At 61.6% G+C, this 18,273-nt stretch carries 17 protein-coding genes; 9 read left to right on the forward strand and 8 right to left on the reverse strand.

The annotated features are described in order from the left end of the window. Nucleotides 1–2 precede the first annotated feature (2 nt). Entirely contained in the window at nt 3–695 is a 693-nt protein-coding gene (locus tag AFK65_RS16085; RefSeq protein ID WP_038856353.1) for an IclR family transcriptional regulator domain-containing protein, read from the reverse strand. Between the two features lie 62 nt (nt 696–757). Between AFK65_RS16085 and AFK65_RS16090 the strand changes: the two genes are divergently transcribed. Beyond that, the gene (locus AFK65_RS16090; RefSeq protein WP_038856352.1) at nt 758–3,016 is read left to right on the forward strand and encodes an FAD-dependent oxidoreductase; all 2,259 of its coding nucleotides are present in this window, start codon (nt 758–760) and stop codon (nt 3,014–3,016) included. On the opposite strand, the gene AFK65_RS16095 is transcribed toward AFK65_RS16090, so the two are convergent. Continuing rightward, complete coding sequence (locus tag AFK65_RS16095; RefSeq protein WP_007701546.1) at nt 3,013–4,029, reverse strand: type IV pilus twitching motility protein PilT; 1,017 nt, start codon at nt 4,027–4,029, stop codon at nt 3,013–3,015. The genes AFK65_RS16090 and AFK65_RS16095 overlap by 4 nt on opposite strands. A 15-nt stretch (nt 4,030–4,044) precedes the next feature. On the opposite strand from AFK65_RS16095, the gene AFK65_RS16100 reads away from it, so the two are divergent. From AFK65_RS16100 to hemW, 5 genes are read left to right on the forward strand one after another with little or no spacing between them, the layout of a single operon-like run. Next, the gene (locus AFK65_RS16100) at nt 4,045–4,758 is read left to right on the forward strand and encodes a YggS family pyridoxal phosphate-dependent enzyme (protein WP_038856350.1); all 714 of its coding nucleotides are present in this window, start codon (nt 4,045–4,047) and stop codon (nt 4,756–4,758) included. 15 nt (nt 4,759–4,773) lie between these two features. Further along, complete coding sequence (locus tag AFK65_RS16105; protein WP_004385625.1) at nt 4,774–5,328, forward strand: YggT family protein; 555 nt, start codon at nt 4,774–4,776, stop codon at nt 5,326–5,328. Next, nucleotides 5,325–5,615 (forward strand): DUF167 family protein YggU, encoded by a 291-nt coding sequence (gene yggU / locus AFK65_RS16110; protein ID WP_004385624.1) that lies wholly within the window; start codon nt 5,325–5,327, stop codon nt 5,613–5,615. Before AFK65_RS16105 ends, yggU begins: the two co-directional genes overlap by 4 nt. 14 nt (nt 5,616–5,629) lie before the next feature. Further along, the gene (locus AFK65_RS16115) at nt 5,630–6,223 is read left to right on the forward strand and encodes an XTP/dITP diphosphatase (protein ID WP_007701554.1); all 594 of its coding nucleotides are present in this window, start codon (nt 5,630–5,632) and stop codon (nt 6,221–6,223) included. Continuing rightward, entirely contained in the window at nt 6,216–7,352 is a 1,137-nt protein-coding gene (gene hemW, locus AFK65_RS16120; RefSeq protein WP_007701557.1) for a radical SAM family heme chaperone HemW, read from the forward strand. The genes AFK65_RS16115 and hemW overlap by 8 nt, the downstream gene beginning before the upstream one ends. Nucleotides 7,353–7,568: 216 nt before the next feature. Here hemW and ftsP read toward each other — a convergent pair whose 3' ends face one another. From ftsP to parC, 3 genes are all read right to left on the reverse strand, one after another. Beyond that, nucleotides 7,569–8,981, reverse strand: coding sequence for a cell division protein FtsP (ftsP, locus tag AFK65_RS16125; RefSeq protein ID WP_007701559.1), 1,413 nt, complete (start codon nt 8,979–8,981; stop codon nt 7,569–7,571). Between the two features lie 48 nt (nt 8,982–9,029). Next, complete coding sequence (locus AFK65_RS16130; RefSeq protein WP_007701561.1) at nt 9,030–9,767, reverse strand: 1-acylglycerol-3-phosphate O-acyltransferase; 738 nt, start codon at nt 9,765–9,767, stop codon at nt 9,030–9,032. A 238-nt stretch (nt 9,768–10,005) separates the two neighbouring features. Further along, nucleotides 10,006–12,276, reverse strand: coding sequence for a DNA topoisomerase IV subunit A (gene parC / locus AFK65_RS16135; RefSeq protein ID WP_038856348.1), 2,271 nt, complete (start codon nt 12,274–12,276; stop codon nt 10,006–10,008). A gap of 199 nt (nt 12,277–12,475) precedes the next feature. Here parC and AFK65_RS16140 point away from each other — a divergent pair, with 199 nt between their 5' ends. Together AFK65_RS16140 and AFK65_RS16145 are read left to right on the forward strand one after the other, a co-directional pair. Then, nucleotides 12,476–13,057, forward strand: a complete 582-nt coding sequence (locus tag AFK65_RS16140; protein ID WP_038856346.1) for an NAD(P)H-dependent oxidoreductase — start codon at nt 12,476–12,478, stop codon at nt 13,055–13,057. 31 nt (nt 13,058–13,088) lie between these two features. Continuing rightward, the gene (locus tag AFK65_RS16145) at nt 13,089–13,403 is read left to right on the forward strand and encodes a putative quinol monooxygenase (RefSeq protein ID WP_007701570.1); all 315 of its coding nucleotides are present in this window, start codon (nt 13,089–13,091) and stop codon (nt 13,401–13,403) included. A 63-nt stretch (nt 13,404–13,466) separates the two neighbouring features. Here the strand turns inward: AFK65_RS16145 and katG are convergent, their stop codons facing one another. Then, nucleotides 13,467–15,647, reverse strand: a complete 2,181-nt coding sequence (gene katG, locus AFK65_RS16150) for a catalase/peroxidase HPI (RefSeq protein ID WP_038856345.1) — start codon at nt 15,645–15,647, stop codon at nt 13,467–13,469. 180 nt (nt 15,648–15,827) lie between these two features. Here katG and AFK65_RS16155 point away from each other — a divergent pair, with 180 nt between their 5' ends. Beyond that, nucleotides 15,828–16,757 carry a LysR family transcriptional regulator gene (locus tag AFK65_RS16155; RefSeq protein ID WP_007701573.1) on the forward strand — a complete coding sequence of 310 codons (930 nt, stop codon included), beginning with the start codon at nt 15,828–15,830 and terminating at the stop codon, nt 16,755–16,757. Here AFK65_RS16155 and mdcH read toward each other — a convergent pair. Then, nucleotides 16,754–17,656 carry a malonate decarboxylase subunit epsilon gene (gene mdcH, locus AFK65_RS16160; RefSeq protein WP_007701574.1) on the reverse strand — a complete coding sequence of 301 codons (903 nt, stop codon included), beginning with the start codon at nt 17,654–17,656 and terminating at the stop codon, nt 16,754–16,756. The two genes, AFK65_RS16155 and mdcH, sit on opposite strands and share 4 nt — an antisense overlap. Then, a complete protein-coding gene (locus AFK65_RS16165) occupies nt 17,653–18,273 on the reverse strand; it encodes a malonate decarboxylase holo-ACP synthase (protein WP_038856343.1) in 621 nt (206 codons plus the stop codon). The genes mdcH and AFK65_RS16165 overlap by 4 nt, the downstream gene beginning before the upstream one ends.

An 18,273-nucleotide genomic window follows, 5' to 3' on the forward strand; every position in this document is an offset into this window, starting at 1 on the left:
CATCAGACCGGTTTCATCAGCCGCGCGGCCAGATCGTTGAGCTGTTCAAGGCGAGAGTGGATTTCAGGATTGCTGATGTTCCACATCCCGGCCAACGCCACCGCGGCGTTATGAATGCCGAGCGGTTTCGCCATCGACACTTCGCCGTCGTCGTGGCGCCAGATAACCAGACCACGTTCGCGCTGCTGCGCCACATGAGGCGCCAGCTGGGACCACTGTTCAGGGATAAAGCGCGCTTCCAGCGCCTCGTCGGTTTCCGCCGCCAGCAGCGACATGCCGATGACCGACTGCCAGGCGGGCAGCATACGGAAACCGGCCAGCGCCTGGCTCATCTGGCTGCCGGGCGTGGAGTGGTAGATGTAGATGATTTGGTCTTCCCAGAGTACGCCCAGCGCCACCACGATATCTTTCGGCGCATGTTGCTCAAGCAGCGGCAGGGCGTGGGAGAAGAGCGCGGAGCCGCGAATCGCCTGCGCCGCCAGAGCGTGAATGCCGGGGCCGGGCAGATAACGGCGCTGCTCATCCTGCATGGTGAGGCCGATGGAGGCCATTGTCATCAGCAGGCGGTTGACGCGTGTGGTGTTAATGCCCATCAGTCGGGCCAGTTCACGACAACCGATGGCCCGATCGCTGGAGACCAGGTACTGCAGGCAGCGGATCCCATCGATCAGGCTCTGGTTGGGTTGTGAAGACATAGCGAAGTCCCGTTGCATGACAATGTCATGAGTGTAATGCCAGTTAAGAAGGATACAAGTTTATGAACGTCTTTCCCCGCAGCGCTGACCGGACCTTTCCTGAAGAGCACCTTCACGCCGATCTGCTGGTGGCAGGCGGCGGGCTCGCCGGCTTGTGCGCCGCGCTGGCGGCCGCCCGCGACGGATTGCAGGTGATTCTGGTGCAGGACAGGCCGGTGCTGGGCGGCAACGCCTCCAGCGAAGTGCGGCTGTGGGCTAACGGCGCCACGTCGCACATGGGTAACAACAACCGCTGGGCGCGGGAAGGCGGCATTATGGGGGAGATTCTGGAAGAAAACCTCTGGCGCAATAAAGAGGGCAATCCGGTGATGTTCGATCTGGTGCTGCTGGATCTCGCCCGCTCGCAGCCGGGGTTGACGCTGTTGCTGAACACCGCGCTTTTTGACGTCGTCAATAACGGCCAGCGGATTACGCGCGTCCGCGGTTTTAACGCCATTAACGAAACTTTTTACACCATTACCGCCACGCAGTTTTGCGACGCCACCGGCGACGGCGTGCTGGGCTATCTTGCCGGCGCCGAGTTTCGCGTCGGCGCGGAAGAGGCGGACGAACTCGGCGAAAAAATGGCGCCGGGCGACAGCTTCGGCCACAAGCTCGGGCACTCGATTTACTTCTACACCAAACAGACCAGCGGGCCGGTGCGCTTCGTTCCGCCGTCGTTTGCGCTGAAAGAGATAACCGATATTCCGCGCTACCAGCGCCTGACCTCCACGCTTAACGGCTGCGATCTCTGGTGGCTTGAATGGGGCGGCCGTCTCGACACCGTCCATCAAAGCGAAGAGATCAAATGGGAGCTGTGGAAAATAGTCTGGGGCGTCTGGGATCACATTAAAAACTCCGGCCAGTTCCCGGATGCGGAAAACCTGACGATCGAGTGGGTCGGCACCATTCCCGGCAAGCGCGAGAGCCGCCGGTTTGTAGGCGATCACCTGCTCTGCCAGCAGGATATTATCGAGCAGCGCGACCATTACGACGCGGTGGCCTACGGCGGCTGGTCTATCGACCTGCACCCGGCGGATGGCGTCTACAGCACTCACGACGGCTGCCGCCAGTTTCACAGCAAAGGCACCTATACCATCCCCTGGCGCAGCCTCTACAGCCGCTCGCTGGATAACCTGTTCCTGACCGGGCGGCTTATCTCCGCCTCGCACGTCGCCTTCGGCAGCGCCCGCGTGATGTGCACCTGCGGGCTGCTGGGTGAAGTGGTCGGCCGGGCGGCGGCGCTCTGCCATCAGCAGGAAATCACGCCGCGCCAGCTGGCGGCGCGCGAGCGCATCGGCGAACTGCAACAGCATTTGCAGGCGACGGGCTGTTATATTCCCCGCCAGCGGCTGGACGATCCGGCGCGCGGCGCGCGGCTTCGCGTCAGTAGCGAATATCAGCTTACCGAACTCACGCCGAACGGCGAATGGGCGCCGCTGTCGGCCCGCACCGCGCTGCTGCTGCCGCTGCGGGCCGGACAGTCGCTGCCGACCCTGCACTTCATGTTGCGCGCAGAGGCTCCACAGCGTCTGCGCGTTCAGTTGCTGACCAGCCACAAACCGGGCAACTATACGCCGGAGCGCTGGCTCGACGAGTGCGAGCTGGAGGTTCACGACGCAGCGCCGTACCGGGTGGCGCTGCGCCATACCGCCGAGCAGGACAGCTATGTATTTATTGTCTTCGATCGGTGCGAGGCCATCGAGATGGCGCTCAGCGCGCAGCGCCTGCCTGGCGTCATGATGGTGTTTAACAGCCTTAACGCGCGCGTCGCCAAACGATCGCGTCAGGTCGCCGATGGCGATTACGGCGTGGACGAGTTTGACTTCTGGCTGCCGCGCCGCCGCCCGCACCAGATTATGCCCGCGCTGCGCCTCGACGCGCCGCTGCGCTGCTATCCGCCGGAAAACCTGCTTAATGGCCGCCTGCGGCCCGAACAGCAAACCAACGCCTGGGCGCCCGCCGCGGACGATCCGCAACCTGTCGTCGAATGGCGCTGGGCGCAGCCGCAGGCGTTCGACATCCTGACGCTGATTTTCGATAACGATTTCGATAACGCGATGGAAACCGTCCAGATGGGCCACGACTGCGCCGTGACGCCGCACTGCGTCACACATTACCGCCTGTGGGCCGATGAGAGGCTGCTGGCGGAAGTGACGGATAACCACCACGCCGTCTGCGAACACCGCATCAATGCGCCACACATCGCGAGCGTCATACGTCTTGAAATCCTCAGCACCGCAGGCGCCCTGCCCGCGCTTTACGCGCTCCATGTGCGTTAACACCAGCGCCCGGCGCTGGCGTCTTTTTGCAGCGCCAGCCTGCCTTCGTTCAGGCGCATCGCCACGCTTTGCGCGAAGGTCTGCATCCCCTGCTGCTGGCCGGTTTCCATCAGGCCCGGCAGCTGGTGCGTTTTCCCCTCACGGATAAGATTCGCCACGGCGGGCGTGTTGATAAGCAGCTCATGCAGCGCCGTTCTGCCACCCTGCGCATCCGCCACCAGCTTTTGCGCCAGCACCGCCTTCAGACTGCCTGCCAGTTGGCTGCGCACTTTGTTCTGTTCATCGGCGGGAAAGACATCCACCAGCCGCTCGACGGCCTGCGCCGCGCCGCGGGTGTGCAGCGTCGCCAGCACCAGATGGCCGGTCTCCGCCGCCGTGAGCGCCAGCCGGATCGTTTCGCTGTCGCGCAACTCTCCCAGCAAAATGACATCCGGGTCTTCACGCAGCGCGCCGCGCAGGCCGTCGCTGAAGCTCTGGCAGTGCGTGCCGATTTCACGCTGCTGGATAAGACAGCGCGCCGGTTGATGACAAAACTCGACCGGATCTTCGAGCGTCAGAATATGACCGTCGAGCGTCGTATTCAGGTAGCCGACCATCGCCGCAAGCGTGGTCGATTTGCCGCTGCCGGTCGCGCCCGTGACCAGCAGCAGGCCATCCGGCATCGTCAGTAACCCCGGCACCGCCGCGGGCACGCCGAGCGCGTCAAGCTTTGGACAGCCGCGCGGCAGCAGGCGCAACACCAGCGACACGCCCTGCATCTGGCGAAACGCATTGCCGCGCAGCCGCACGCCGCCTGCCAGACTGACTGCGAAATCGGTCTGCCCGCGCTCGGCAAGCTCGCGCTGATGGGCGTCGTCAAGCCAGCGCGCCAGCAGGTTTTCCGGCTTCGGGACAGGCTCCGGCAGCGGCTCCAGCCGCCCCTGTCTGCGCCAGCGCGCCGGCAGCTCGCTACACAGGTGTAGATCCGAAACGTTATGCTTTACACTAAGCGCCACTAATTCATCCATTTCCATACAGCTTCCCTGATCATGAGTGAGACAGAACGCAACTTAACGCAGGTCCGCCAAAAAATCTCAGCGGCTGCACAACGCTGCGGCCGGGCTTCAGAAGAAGTTACGCTGCTTGCAGTGAGTAAAACAAAACCTGCGAGCGCGATAGCAGAAGCGATCGCCGCCGGGCAGCGTGAATTCGGTGAAAACTATGTGCAGGAGGGCGTGGAAAAGATCCTTCACTTCCGCGACGCGGGCGTGGACGGGCTGACCTGGCACTTTATCGGCCCGTTGCAGTCCAACAAAAGCCGTCTGGTGGCGGAGCATTTCGACTGGTGCCATACGGTCGACCGACTGCGCATCGCCACTCGCCTGAATGAACAGCGCCCCGACGAAATGACGCCGCTCAACGTGCTGATTCAGGTTAATATCAGCGACGAACAGAGCAAATCCGGCATCGCCTTAAGCGAGCTGGATACGCTTGCAGAGCAGATAGCGGCGCTGCCGCGTCTGCGGCTGCGCGGGCTGATGGCCATTCCGGCGCCGGAAAAAGAGTATGCGCGCCAGTTTGCCGTCGCCTGTGAAATGGCGGCGGCCTTCACGACGCTTAAAGCGCGCTACCCGACGGTAGACACGCTTTCGCTCGGCATGAGCGATGATATGGAAGCCGCCATCGCCGCTGGCAGCACGATGGTGCGCATTGGTACCGCGATTTTCGGCGCGCGCGATTACGCCCGCGCCACTCAACAATAACTTCTGAGGAACGCCATGCTGACGTTGACTTTCCTGGTCAAAACGCTGATCGACCTGTATGTGATGGTGCTGCTGCTGCGCATCTGGATGCAGTGGTCGCGCTGCGATTTTTACAACCCGCTCGCCCAGACGGTGGTGAAATTTACCCAGCCGGTGATAGGCCCGCTGCGCCGCATTATTCCGTCGATAGGGCCTATCGACACCTCGTCGCTGCTGGTGGCGTTTATTCTCTCGACGCTGAAATTCCCGCTGCTGCTGTTGATTCAGTCGGGCGCGCTGTCGCTCGATCCGTTTAACCTGGTGGTGGGCCTGCTGTCGCTGCTGAAATCCGCAGGTCAGTTAGTCTTCTGGGTGATTATTATCCGCTCGCTGATGAGCTGGGTAAGCCAGGGCCGCAGCCCGATTGAGTTTGTGCTGATTCAGCTGACTGAACCGCTGATGGCCCCGATCCGCCGCATTCTCCCGGCCATGGGCGGCATCGATTTTTCCGCCATGGGCGTGATTATCGTGCTCTATCTGCTGAATTACCTCGCCATGGATCTCTTCCCGGGGCTGTGGTATTTGCTGTGAGCGCCGTCAGTAAAACCGTCGACGGGCTGGTGTTACGGCTCTATATCCAGCCGAAAGCCAGCCGCGACAGCATTATCGGTTTACATGGCGACGAGCTCAAAGTCGCCATTACCGCCCCGCCGGTTGACGGCCAGGCGAATGCCCACCTGGTGAAGTATCTCGCGAAACAGTTCCGCGTGGCTAAAAGCCAGGTGGTGATTGAGAAAGGCGAACTGGGCCGTCATAAGCAAGTCAAAATCATCGAACCTCAACAGATCCCAACGGAAGTTGCGGCTGTCACCGATTAATACAGGATTACGCTATGCAGAAAGTTGTCCTCGCGACCGGCAACGCCGGTAAAGTGCGCGAACTCGCCTCATTGCTGCAGGAGTTTGGGCTGGATATCGTGGCGCAGACCGAGCTTGGCGTCGACTCCGCCGAAGAAACCGGCCTGACGTTTATCGAAAACGCGATCCTGAAAGCGCGTCACGCGGCTCAGGTCACCGGTTTTGCGGCTATCGCCGACGATTCTGGTCTCGCGGTTGACGCGCTGGGCGGCGCGCCGGGAATTTACTCCGCGCGCTACGCGGGCAGCGACGCCAGCGATCAGGAGAACCTGGAAAAGCTGCTTGAGGCGTTAAAAGACGTGCCGGACGAGCAGCGTCAGGCGCAGTTTCACTGCGTGCTGGTCTATATGCGTCATGCCGACGATCCGACGCCGCTGGTCTTTCACGGCGCCTGGCCTGGCGTGATTACCCGCGCGCCCGCGGGCCAGGGCGGCTTTGGCTACGACCCGATTTTCTTTGTGCCTTCTCTTGGCAAAACCGCCGCCGAGCTGACGCGTGAAGAGAAAAGCGCGGTTTCCCACCGCGGGCAGGCGCTGAAATTATTACTGGAAGCAATGCGTAATGGCTGATTTGCCACCCTTAAGTCTGTATATCCATATCCCCTGGTGCGTGCAGAAGTGCCCTTATTGCGACTTCAACTCCCACGCGCTGAAGGGCGAAGTGCCGCATGACGATTATGTCCAGCATCTGTTAAGCGATCTGGATAACGACGCGCCCTGGGCGCAGGGCCGCGAGGTGAAGACGATTTTCATCGGCGGCGGCACGCCAAGCCTGCTGTCCGGCCCGGCGATGCAGACGTTGCTGGACGGCGTGCGGGCGCGGCTTGCGCTCGCGCCGGATGCCGAGATCACGATGGAAGCCAACCCAGGCACCGTGGAAGCTGACCGCTTTGTGGAGTATCAGCGCGCGGGCGTGAACCGTATTTCCATCGGCGTGCAGAGCTTCAGCGAACCAAAACTCGCGCGTCTCGGCCGTATTCACGGGCCCGAAGAGGCGAAGCGCGCGGCGCGCCTTGCGAGCGGCCTCGGGCTTCGCAGCTTTAACCTCGATTTGATGCATGGCCTGCCGGATCAGTCGCTGGAAGAGGCGCTAGATGATTTGCGAGAGGCGATTGCGCTGAACCCGCCGCATCTCTCCTGGTATCAGTTGACCATCGAACCGAATACGCTGTTTGGCTCGCGCCCGCCGGTGCTGCCTGACGACGACGCGCTGTGGGATATTTTCGAGCAGGGGCATCAGCTGCTGACCGCCGCCGGTTATGCGCAGTACGAGACATCGGCCTACGCGAAACCGGGCTATCAGTGCCAGCACAACCTCAATTACTGGCGTTTCGGGGATTATCTGGGTATCGGCTGCGGCGCGCACGGCAAAGTGACGCTCGCCGACGGGCGTATTTTGCGTACCGCGAAAACACGCCACCCGCGCGGCTATATGACCGGTAATTACCTGGATAAGCAGCATGAGGTCGAGACGCAGGATAAGCCGTTCGAGTTTTTCATGAACCGTTTTCGCCTGCTGGAGCCGGCGCCGCGCGCCGAGTTTGTCCGTTATACGGGGCTTAGCGAAGCCGCGATTCGCCCGCAGATTGACGAGGCGATTGCGCTAAATTATCTGGTGGAAACGCCGGAGAGCTGGCAGATAACCGAGCACGGTAAGCTGTTTCTTAATTCGCTGCTGGAGCTGTTTCTGGCGGAGTAGCGGGTCTGGCGTGGCTGCATATGGCGGGTGCGCTGCGCTTACCCGCCCTGACTCTCATATTTCGCGCCGCTAATGGCGGGTGCGCCCTACGAGCCTGGAAAGGGTGTTGTAGGGTGGATAAGCGCAGCGCATCCACCGTTTACCCCCACTGGCGTCACGCCCCCCGGACACAAAAAAGCCGCTCCACAGCGGCTTTTTTCATCTCTGTCGAATGGCTTACGGGGCCGGGTTTACGACCATCTGCCCCACTGAGCCGCGGTCGGCCATCTCCAGCGTCTGGCTCGAATAGAGGAACGGGAAATGCTCCCACGAGGGCTGGCTGAAATACACCAGCAGCTCTACCTGACCATCCACCCACACCGTATCCTTCCAGCCGCGATCTTCCGGGAAAGGCGCGGCGCCATTCACGCTGCGAATCAGAAAACTCACCCCTTCCATATGGAACGCCTGCGGCATATCGGAACGCACCGTCCAGCGCTCCCAGGCTCCCTGCTGGGTCTGTACGTCGGTACGCTTCATATCCCACAGCTGGCCGTTAATGCCCGGATCGTCGCTCAGCGTGATATCGCGGCTGCGCACCGGCGCGCCGTTGATAATCTCATCCGGCAGCAGACGCATCGGCAGCGTATCCGTCACCAGCGGCAGCAGGCCGGTGGGCCGCAGCGTCAGCACCAGCGTGGAGATAAGAATGCTGGAAGGCTCAAAAATGCCGCGAATGCGGTCCATAATCGACGCCGCCTCGCCGCAGGTGATAGACACTTCATCGCCGTTGGTCATATCGATAAGCACTTCGCGGCGCTCGCCAGGCGCCAGCGCCAGTTGCTTCACCGCTACCGGCGCGGGCAGAAACCCCTGATCGCCTGCGATCACATGCAGCGGGCGGCCATCGCTCATCTGCAACTGATAGCGACGCGCATTGGAGGCGTTCAGCAACCGCAGACGCACCCAGCCGCGGGACACCTCCACATACGGGCTTTGCGCGCCGTTCACCAGCAGCGTGTCGCCGACAAAGCCGCCGCTGCCCGGCTCGCTGTATTCCGGCGTGCCGAAATTGTCGAGGCGCTTGTCCTGAATAATGATCGGAAAATCGTCCACGCCGTAGTGGTTCGGCACCGGCAGCGCTTTGCTCACGGCGTCTTCCACCAGCCACATGCCCGCAAGCCCGTTGTAGACCTGCTGGCCGGTGCGATTAGGCGTATTGGCGTGATACCAGAGCGTCGCGGAGGCCTGCCGTACCGGCAGCACGGGCGCCCAGTCGGCGCCAGGCGACATCATGCGCGCCGCGCCGCCCATCAGCGGCCCCGGCACCTGCAGCCCGCTCACCGTCATAGCGACATTTTCCTGCAGACGATTGCTGTAGATAAGCTTGACGTCGTCGCCGCTCCAGACGCGGATAGTCGGGCCCATGTAGCGGCCGTTGAAACCCCAGACCTGCGCGCGGGTGCCCGGCACGAAAGACCAGTGGGCGCGGGAGAGCGTCAGAAACAGCGGCTGGCCGCGGCGCGACTCCAGCAGCGGCGGCACCGGCAGCGCCTGTTGCTGGCCTGCGGCATGCGCCCTCAGCGGCACCGCGCCCGCGCAGAGCGCCGCGCCCGATGCCTGAATAAACTGACGCCGACTGAGTGACATAGTTGCTCCATGAAAACGGGTAATGAATGACGGTTCTTGCCGTCAGTCTCAGATCTTGCCAGCGGCTTCGCGCTCGGCCACTTCGTTATCCAGTTGGGCGATTTTCTCTTCCATCAACTGGCGGCAGTGGGCGGCAAGTTCCCGTACCTGTTCTTTTCCCCAACCCTGGGTGTCGACAGGCGGTAACATTTCGACGATGACCAGACCGTTGTTCCAACGGTTGAGCTTGATTTTACCATGGGTATTGGAAACGCAGACCGGAATAATCGGCACGCCCGCGGCGATAGCGGCGTGAAACGCGCCGGTTTTAAACGGCATCAGACCGCGCCCGCGGCTGCGGGTGCCTTCCGGGAACATCCAGATAGAGATATCGCGCTTGCGGAACTGCTCCACCACTTCGGCGATGGTGCCGTGCGCCTTGCTGCGGTTGTTGCGGTCGATAAGCAGGTTGCCGGTCAGCCAGTAGAGCTGGCCGAAGAACGGGATCCAGACCAGGCTTTTTTTGCCGACGGTCACGGTCGGCGGCTGAACGATTTTCGACGCCGTCACCATGTCGTAGTTGTTCTGGTGGTTGCCGATGTAGATAGCGTTGCCGTAGTTTTCGGCGCCCTGCGGCTTACGCAGCTCCACCTTCAGGCCGAACACGGTGGAAAGACGGCCGAACAGATGGCCGAACGTCGCCACATGGCGCGGATTGCGCGGGCTGAAGAGACACCAGATACAGCCCAGAACTGAGACCACAACGCTATAGAGAACCACAATAATCATTCGAACGATCGATAACATAACTACCTCTGAAGCCGCAGCCGCGGACCAGTATAACGGCTTTAACGGAAAACACACCGCTCACGGTCAGGCATCCCTGGCGGCTCATGATGTTGAGCAGACTCAAACACTTATTTTTATGCGTCACGCGCAAACAAACAATGGCGTGGGCGGGAAAATTACGCAAGCGAGGCCGCCGCGCTTCCTGCAGATAATCACAGAAAGCGCGGCGGCGATGCGTTCGCCACGATACGGGGGGTTACGCCTCGCTGTCGTCGGCTTTCGGGCGCGACGGGGCGTCCACTTCGACGCTGTCGATGCGTTGCAGGCCACGCATCAGCGTACCGCGACGACCGCGTTCGCCATGCACTTTTTGCAGCTCTTCCGGGCGCAGTTTGATTTTGCGCTTGCCGACGTGCAGCGTCACGGTGCTCTGCGGCGGCAGGATGGTGAGATACGCCAGCTTATCGTCGCCCTTCGCCGCATCGGCGGAAGGAATCGAGATAATTTTGTTGCCTTTGCCTTTGGAGAGCTGCGGAAGGTCCGCCACCGGGAACATCAGCATACGCCCCGCCGCCGTAATGGCGAGCAGCATGTCGTCGTCATGCTCAATTTCCAGCGGCTTGAGCACATGCGCGTTTTCCGGCAGCGTAATCAGCGCTTTACCGGCGCGGTTACGAGCCACCAGATCGTTGAAGGTGCAGACAAAACCATAGCCCGCATCAGACGCCATCAGGAGTTTTTGCTCTTCGCCGGTCATCAGCATATGTTCCACCACCGCGCCCGGCGGCAGCGTCAGTTTGCCGGTAATCGGCTCGCCCTGGCCGCGCGCCGACGGCAGCGATACCGGATCCAGCGCATAGCTGCGGCCCGTGGAGTCGATAAACACCACCGGCTGGTTGCTCTTGCCTTTGACTGACGAGAGCCAGCTGTCGCCCGCTTTATAGCTCAGCGCTTTGGCGTCGATGTCGTGGCCTTTGGCGCTGCGCACCCAGCCCATCTGGGAAAGCACGATAGTGACCGGCTCGGACGGCAGCATGTCATGCTCGCTCATCGCTTTCGCTTCTTCGCGCTCATGCAGCGGCGAGCGACGGTCGTCGCCATACGCGTCGGCATCCGCCTGGATCTCTTTTTTCAGCAGGGTATTCATCTTGCGCTCGGAGGCGAGAATGCCCTGGATCTGATCGCGCTCTTTCTCCAGATCGCTCTGCTCGCCGCGGATCTTCATCTCTTCCAGTTTGGCGAGATGGCGTAATTTCAGTTCGAGGATCGCTTCCGCCTGCGTTTCGCTGATGCCGAAACGGCTCATCAGCACCGGTTTCGGCTCATCTTCGCTGCGGATAATCTCGATCACTTCGTCGATATTGAGAAACGCGACCAGCAAGCCTTCCAGAATATGCAGGCGACGCATCACTTTATCGAGGCGATAGTTCAGACGGCGGCGCACCGTATCGCGGCGGAACGCCAGCCATTCGGTGAGGATCTCCAGCAGGTTTTTCACCGCCGGGCGGCCGTCGAGACCAATCATGTTGAGATTGATGCGGTAGCTTTTTTCCAGATCGGTGGTGGCGAACAGGTGGTTCATCACCTGATCCATATCCACGCGGTTGGAGCGCGGCACGATAACCAGACGCGTCGGGTTTTCGTGATCCGATTCATCGCGCAAATCGTCGACCATCGGCAGCTTTTTGGCGCGCATCTGGCTTGCGATCTGCTCCAGCACGCGGGCGCCGGAAACCTGATGCGGCAGCGCGGAAATGACCACCGCGCCGTCTTCTTTCTTCCACACGGCGCGCATACGCACCGAGCCGCGGCCGCTCTGGTAGATTTTGCGGATTTCGGCGCGGGAGGTGATGATTTCCGCTTCGGTCGGGTAGTCCGGGCCCTGCACGATATCCAGCAGCTCATCGAGCGTGGTTTTCGGGCTGTCGATCAGGCTCACGGCCGCTTTGGCCACTTCGCGCAAGTTGTGCGGCGGAATATCCGTCGCCATGCCCACCGCGATGCCCGTGGTGCCGTTCAGCAAAATATTCGGCAGGCGCGCCGGCAGCATTTTCGGCTCGTTCAGCGTCCCGTCGAAGTTCGGGACATAATCCACGGTGCCCTGGCCCAGTTCGCCCAGCAGCACTTCGGCGTATTTAGACAGACGCGATTCGGTGTAACGCATCGCCGCGAAGGATTTCGGATCGTCCGGCGCGCCCCAGTTCCCCTGCCCGTCCACCAGCGGGTAACGGTACGAGAACGGCTGCGCCATCAGCACCATCGCTTCATAGCAGGCGCTGTCGCCGTGCGGGTGATATTTACCCAGCACGTCGCCCACGGTACGGGCGGATTTTTTGAATTTGGCGCTGGCATTCAACCCCAGTTCCGACATGGCGTAGACGATGCGGCGCTGAACAGGCTTAAGCCCGTCGCCGATAAACGGCAGCGCGCGGTCCATGATGACGTACATGGAGTAGTTCAGATAGGCGTTTTCCGTGAATTCATGCAGCGCGAGGCGCTCTGCACCATCGTGAGTTAAGTCACTCATTACTCGTTATTCCTCAGAAATGCTGGCCGTACACGGGGAAACGGCAATATTGCCGCCGATAGTACCCTATCTGCGTCGCCGAGTCACAGCAGGGTTGATTGTTGCTGATAGAGCAAAAGTCTTTGCGCGTTTTGCCAATATTACCGCATCGCCCGCCAGGGTAAACTTAATGACAAACGCGATAATTAGAGGACAAATAATGAGCAACATACTTATCATTAATGGCGCGAAACAGTTTGCGCATTCCAAAGGCCAGCTTAACGACACCCTGACTGAGGTCGCGGAGAGCTACCTGCGCGACGTTGGGCACGATGTTAAGGTCACCCGCGCAGACGGCGAATATGACGCCAAAGAAGAGGTGCAGAAATACCTCTGGGCCGACGTCATTATTTACCAGATGCCGGGCTGGTGGATGGGCGCGCCCTGGACCGTCAAAAAGTATATCGACGATGTCTTTACCGAAGGCCACGGCGCGCTGTACGCCAGCGATGGCCGCACCCGCTCCGACGCCTCGAAAAAGTATGGCTCCGGCGGCCTGATTCAGGGCAAAAAATATATGCTGTCGCTCACCTGGAACGCGCCGCTGGAAGCGTTCACCGAGAAAGATCAGTTCTTCCACGGCGTGGGCGTGGACGGCGTGTACCTGCCGTTCCATAAGGCGAACGAGTTCCTGGGCCTGACCGCGCTGCCGACGTATATCGCCAACGACGTGATTAAAATGCCGGACGTGGCGCGCCACATTGCAGAATATCGCGAGCATCTGGCGAAAATTTTTGCTTAACTGTCAGACGGTTTTACAAAAGGAGTTAACCATGCTGACAGTTATAGCAGAAATTCGTACCCGTCCTGGCGCGCACCACCGTCAGGCGGTGCTGGAAGAGTTCAAGAAGATCATTCCCGTTGTGCTCGCGGAAGCGGGCTGCCACGGCTATGCGCCGATGGTGGACAGCGCCACCGGCCTCGATTTTCAGACCAGCGCGCCGGATTCCATCGTGATGGTGGAGCTGTGGGCGAGCGCGGAACACTTAAAAGCGCACCTGGAAACGCCGCATATGCTGGGCTTCCGTGACGCGGTAAAAGGCGATGTGCTGGATACCACCATTCGCATTCTGGAAAGCGGCGTCTGACGCTTAAATGCGCATAAAAAAGGCGATGAATATTCATCGCCTTTTTTGTTCATCATGTAACGATTACTGAAGATCGAAGCGGTCCAGGTTCATCACTTTGGTCCAGGCCGCCACGAAATCTTTCACGAATTTCTCGCGGGCATCGTCGCTTGCATAGACTTCCGCGACAGAACGCAGAATCGCGTTAGAGCCAAACACCAGATCCGCGCGGGTCGCCGTGTATTTCACTTCCCCGCTCTCGCGGTCGCGCCCTTCAAACACTTCAGCCGTGGCGTCGGTCGCTTTCCACGCGTAACGCATATCCAGCAGATTGACGAAGAAATCGGTGCTGAGCACGCCCACGCGGTCCGTAAAGACGCCGTGCGCGCTGGCGTCGTAGTTCGCGCCGAGCGCGCGCATCCCGCCCACCAGTACGGTCAGTTCCGGCGCGGTCAGCGTCAGCTGCTGCGCTTTATCGATAAGCAGCGACTCGGTCGGGGTGCCGCTGCGCACGCCGCGATAGTTACGGAAACCGTCAGCTTTCGGTTTCAGGAACTCAAACAGCGCCACGTCGGTCTGATCCTGACGCGCATCGACGCGGCCCGGCGAGAACGGCGCGGTAATCTCAACGCCCGCGGCTTTTGCGGCCTGCTCAACGCCCACCACGCCTGCCAGCACGATGATGTCGGCGAGCGACGCTTTGTTCGCGGCGCGCTGGATAGCTTCGAGCGTCGCCAGCCCGCGGGCGGCAGAGGCGTTCACTTCCCAGTCGCGCTGCGGAGCGAGCGCCAGACGCGCGCCGTTAGCGCCGCCGCGTTTATCGCCGCCGCGGAAGGTGGAGGCCGACGCCCAGGCGACGGAGACCAGTTCGCTTACCGATAAACCGGCGCTGGCGATCTCCGCTTTCAGGCTCTCGATATCCGCCTGCGTCGGCTGATAAATCGCCGCCGGCAACGGGTCCTGCCAGATCAGATCTTCTTTCGGCACTTCCGGGCCGATATAGCGCGCTTTCGGCCCCATATCGCGGTGCGTCAGCTTGTACCAGGCGCGGGCGAAGGCTTCATTGAACGCCTGCGGATCGTTAAGGAAACGACGCGAAATTTTCTCGAATTCCGGGTCGAAACGCAGCGTGAGATCGGTCACCAGCATGGTCGGCTTACGTTTTTTCGACGGATCGAACGGGTCAGGAATGATCTCCGGCGCGTCGACCGCTTCAAACTGAATGGCTCCTGCCGGGCTGCGGGTCTGCACCCATTCATATTTGAACAGGTTCTCGAAGAAGTAGTTGCTCCACTGGGTCGGCGTCTGCGTCCAGGTCACTTCCAGGCCGGAGGTGATGGCATCCGCCCCCGCGCCGCTGCCAAAGCTGCTGTGCCAGCCGAGGCCCTGCGCTTCAATAGGCGCGGCTTCGGGATCGACGCCGACGTGGTTCGCCGCCGCAGCCCCGTGGGTTTTGCCGAGCGTATGGCCGCCTGCGATCAGCGCCACGGTCTCTTCATCGTTCATGCCCATGTTGCCGAAGGTCGCGCGAATGGCGGGCGCGGCGGAGGCCGGATCGCCGCTGTGGTTCGGTCCTTCCGGGTTAACGTAGATAAGGCCCATTTCGGTCGCGCCGAGCGGCGCCTGCGCCAGCGATTCCGGGTGGCGATGCTCAAGCCAGTTCTTCTCATCGCCCCAGTTCACGTCCATATCCGGCTCCCAGACGTCTTCACGCCCGGCGCCGAAACCAAAGGTGCGGAACCCGGAGTTTTCCAGCGCCACGTTGCCGGCAAGGATAAACAGGTCGGCCCAGGAGATTTTCTGGCCATATTTCTGTTTCACCGGCCACAGCAGGCGACGCGCTTTATCAAGGCTTACGTTATCCGGCCAGGAGTTTAACGGCGCGAAACGCTGCTGCCCGCGACCGGCGCCGCCGCGCCCGTCAGCGGAGCGGTAGGTGCCCGCGCTGTGCCACGCCATGCGGATGAAAAGGCCGGTGTAGCTGCCCCAGTCGGCAGGCCACCACGGCTGGGAATCGGTTAACAGCGCTTTCAGGTCGCCTTTCAGCGCCGCGTAATCCAGCTCGCTGAACGCCTTACGGTAGTTGAAATCTTCACCCAGCGGGTTGGTGCGGTTTGAGTGCTGGGCGAGCAGCTCCACGCGCAGCTGATTCGGCCACCAGTCGCGGCTGGCCGTGCCGCCGCCCGCGCTTTGGTTGCTGTTGCCCTGATGGAAGGGGCATTTGCCCGCAGATAACGTATTGTGTTGTTCAGATGGCGTGCTCATGTTTCGCTCCGTGTTCCGTGTTACCGCTACGATAGCCTCGCCGTTTGATAAGTCATACCTGAATTAATCTACAGATTCGATAGCCTGTGCCTTGTTTAAAAAACCCTGCGGCCAATGAAGGTTTACCGCGTCGCTCCCAGCCGTTAAGCTCCCGGACTCGTGACTTAAGAGCGTGCCCGCATGAAATTAGCCATTGATGACGACATCACGTTTCGCAAGCTTTCCATCTTCATGGCGTTTATGGAGAAGGGAAACATCGCCCGTACCGCCGAGGCGCTGGGCGTAAGCGCCGTCAGCGTGCATCGCGCGCTGCACAGTCTGGAAGAAGGGATGCGCTGTCCGCTGTTTGTCCACAAGGGCAGAAGCCTGGTGGCGCTGCCTGCCGCCGAAACATTGCTGGAGTATTGTCAGGAGGCGATCGGCCTGATGGTGCGCGGCATCGAAGAGACGCGGCGCACGGCGGGCGTGGGGCTTGGGCGGCTGCGGGTCGGCACGCTCTATTCGCTCACGCTGGAAACGGTGCCGCGCCTGCTGATGGGCATGAAGCTGCGCCGCCCGGAACTGGAACTCGATCTGACGATGGGTTCAAATCTGGTGCTGCTGAATATGCTGGAGGACAACGGGCTGGATGCGATCCTGATTTCCGTTTCGGAAGCGCAGATTGACCGCAAGCTGCTGGAAGTGACGCCGCTGTTTCACGACGATATCTACCTGGCGGCGCCGGCGTCAGAAGCGCTCGACACCCGTCGCGAGGCCGATTTGCGCGACTATAAAGACCGCAAATTCGTCTCGCTGGCGGAAGGATTCGCGACCTACGCCGGTTTTCAGGAGGCGTTCCACGTAGCGGGGTTCGAGCCGGATATCGTCACGCGGGTAAACGATATTTTCTCCATGCTGAGCCTGGTGCAGGCGGGCGTGGGCTTCTCGCTGGTGCCGGGGCGCATGAAAAAACTGTATGAAAACGACCTGCAACTGCTGAAGCTGGCGGAGCCTTACCAGATGCGCCAGCAGATAGCGCTGGTCTTCGCCCGCAGCCGCGAGCGCGACCCTAACCTGCTGGCGCTGGCGGCGGAGTGCCGCATGTACGCCTTAAGCCTGGCTAAAAGCTAATCACGCGACACGCGCGCGGCCAGATGCAGCGCCACCGCGATGCCGCTGCGCTCCAGCGAAATCGTCTCTCCTTCAAAGCCCGCCTGGCGCGTCAGGCAGGTCAGCACGCCGCCGGGCGGCATCTCAATGGCAAGCCTCGCCTCACGTTCGCGGGCGGCGATCATCGCCTCCTGCCAGCGCACCGTGCGCGCCATATTAAACGCAAGATCGTCGGCGATGCGCTCAGGCTGCCACAGCACGCGGGCGCTGCTGCCGCTGAGATAGGCGCGCTGCGGGCGTTGCAGCGTGACGCGCGCAAACGCCTGCGCCAGCTGTTGCGCGGGCGCATTCAGCAGCGCGCAGTGCGACGGCACGCTGATCGCCAGTCGGTTCACTTTCGTGGCGCCGAGCGCGAGCGCCGCCTCGCCTGCCGCCGCCATCTGTTCATCGCGCCCGGCGATCACAATCTGCGTCTCGGCGTTTAAATTGGCGATGTAAACGTCGTGCGCCGCCGCCAGTTTCTCCACCTGCTCCAGGCGCAGCCCAAGTATCGCCGTCAGCCCGTAGCCTTCAGGGTAAGCCTGCTCCATTAAATCGCCGCGCAGCGCCACCAGACGCAGGGCGTCGCGAAAATCGAGCGCCCCGGCAATCACCGCCGCCGGATACGCGCCGATGGACAACCCGCTGACCATATCCGGCATCACGCCCTGCGCCATCAGCGCGCGGGCGGAAGAGACGCCCGCAATCAGCAGCGCGAGCTGAACGGCACGGGTGTGGCGCAGCGCGTCTGGCGTATCCAGCGTCGTAAGCGCTTCGCCTAACACCTCGCGCGCCTCACGCCGCGTCTCCTCCTCCGGCAGATGCTGCAACATGCCGGGCCGCTGGGTGCCCTGTCCGGGGAAAGTGAAAAGAATTTTCATGCATCCTCCCTGCGCCAGGGATCGCGCGCGAGCCGCGCGCCCTGGTTGGTTTTTAACAGCGCGCGCCCGTCGCGCAGCCACTCGGTCAGTGAAAACGCGCCGAGCGGCGTTTCGACCTGGGTATCGGCGCGGCACGGCAGCTGTGTGACGAGGCGCTGCCAGTCAGCGAACGCGTCAGGCTCCAGGCGTTCAGGCGCGCGTATCGTGAGGTCCAGATCGCTTGCCGCGTGCAGCACCGGCATTTCTGTCGCGAGCGCAAAGCCGGTAGAGCCGGTAATGCCCCACGCCCACGGCCATTGCCGCTGGGCCAGCTGGATAGCCGCCTGCACCGGCTGCTGGGAGACAAACGGCGAGCGCAACAGCGCGCTGAGGCAGGCAAGCGATTCGGGCGTCGCCACGCGAACGATATCCTGCGCGCTCACCCAGCCTGCGGCGCGCTGCTCGCGCTTCACGCCGCGCACGCCGACGGGAATAAGCCCGCTGTCGCTCACGTCACGCCGCACCACCACCGGCAGATGGCTGCGCCACTGCTCGCTCACCCAGGGCGCGTCGATGCCCTGAAGGGCGTCGCGGCGGTTAAGCCAGAGGAGATCGTGAGGGCGCGGCGTGTAGGTCAT

The sequence above is a fragment of the Cronobacter universalis NCTC 9529 genome (assembly GCF_001277175.1).
GTDB classification, from domain to species: domain Bacteria; phylum Pseudomonadota; class Gammaproteobacteria; order Enterobacterales; family Enterobacteriaceae; genus Cronobacter; species Cronobacter universalis.

What these genes read in the sequence shown, in the direction of transcription:
- katG (WP_038856345.1), bottom strand. Translation starts at nt 15,647, where the DNA reads ATGAGCACGCCATCTGAACAACACAATACGTTATCTGCGGGCAAATGC.
- AFK65_RS16085 (WP_038856353.1), bottom strand. Translation starts at nt 695, where the DNA reads ATGTCTTCACAACCCAACCAGAGCCTGATCGATGGGATCCGCTGCCTG.
- AFK65_RS16140 (WP_038856346.1), top strand. Translation starts at nt 12,476, where the DNA reads ATGAGCAACATACTTATCATTAATGGCGCGAAACAGTTTGCGCATTCC.
- AFK65_RS16165 (WP_038856343.1), bottom strand. Translation starts at nt 18,273, where the DNA reads ATGACCTACACGCCGCGCCCTCACGATCTCCTCTGGCTTAACCGCCGC.
- AFK65_RS16095 (WP_007701546.1), bottom strand. Translation starts at nt 4,029, where the DNA reads ATGGAAATGGATGAATTAGTGGCGCTTAGTGTAAAGCATAACGTTTCG.
- AFK65_RS16155 (WP_007701573.1), top strand. Translation starts at nt 15,828, where the DNA reads ATGAAATTAGCCATTGATGACGACATCACGTTTCGCAAGCTTTCCATC.
- AFK65_RS16145 (WP_007701570.1), top strand. Translation starts at nt 13,089, where the DNA reads ATGCTGACAGTTATAGCAGAAATTCGTACCCGTCCTGGCGCGCACCAC.
- AFK65_RS16115 (WP_007701554.1), top strand. Translation starts at nt 5,630, where the DNA reads ATGCAGAAAGTTGTCCTCGCGACCGGCAACGCCGGTAAAGTGCGCGAA.
- ftsP (WP_007701559.1), bottom strand. Translation starts at nt 8,981, where the DNA reads ATGTCACTCAGTCGGCGTCAGTTTATTCAGGCATCGGGCGCGGCGCTC.
- hemW (WP_007701557.1), top strand. Translation starts at nt 6,216, where the DNA reads ATGGCTGATTTGCCACCCTTAAGTCTGTATATCCATATCCCCTGGTGC.
- mdcH (WP_007701574.1), bottom strand. Translation starts at nt 17,656, where the DNA reads ATGAAAATTCTTTTCACTTTCCCCGGACAGGGCACCCAGCGGCCCGGC.
- AFK65_RS16105 (WP_004385625.1), top strand. Translation starts at nt 4,774, where the DNA reads ATGCTGACGTTGACTTTCCTGGTCAAAACGCTGATCGACCTGTATGTG.
- AFK65_RS16130 (WP_007701561.1), bottom strand. Translation starts at nt 9,767, where the DNA reads ATGTTATCGATCGTTCGAATGATTATTGTGGTTCTCTATAGCGTTGTG.
- AFK65_RS16100 (WP_038856350.1), top strand. Translation starts at nt 4,045, where the DNA reads ATGAGTGAGACAGAACGCAACTTAACGCAGGTCCGCCAAAAAATCTCA.
- AFK65_RS16090 (WP_038856352.1), top strand. Translation starts at nt 758, where the DNA reads ATGAACGTCTTTCCCCGCAGCGCTGACCGGACCTTTCCTGAAGAGCAC.
- parC (WP_038856348.1), bottom strand. Translation starts at nt 12,276, where the DNA reads ATGAGTGACTTAACTCACGATGGTGCAGAGCGCCTCGCGCTGCATGAA.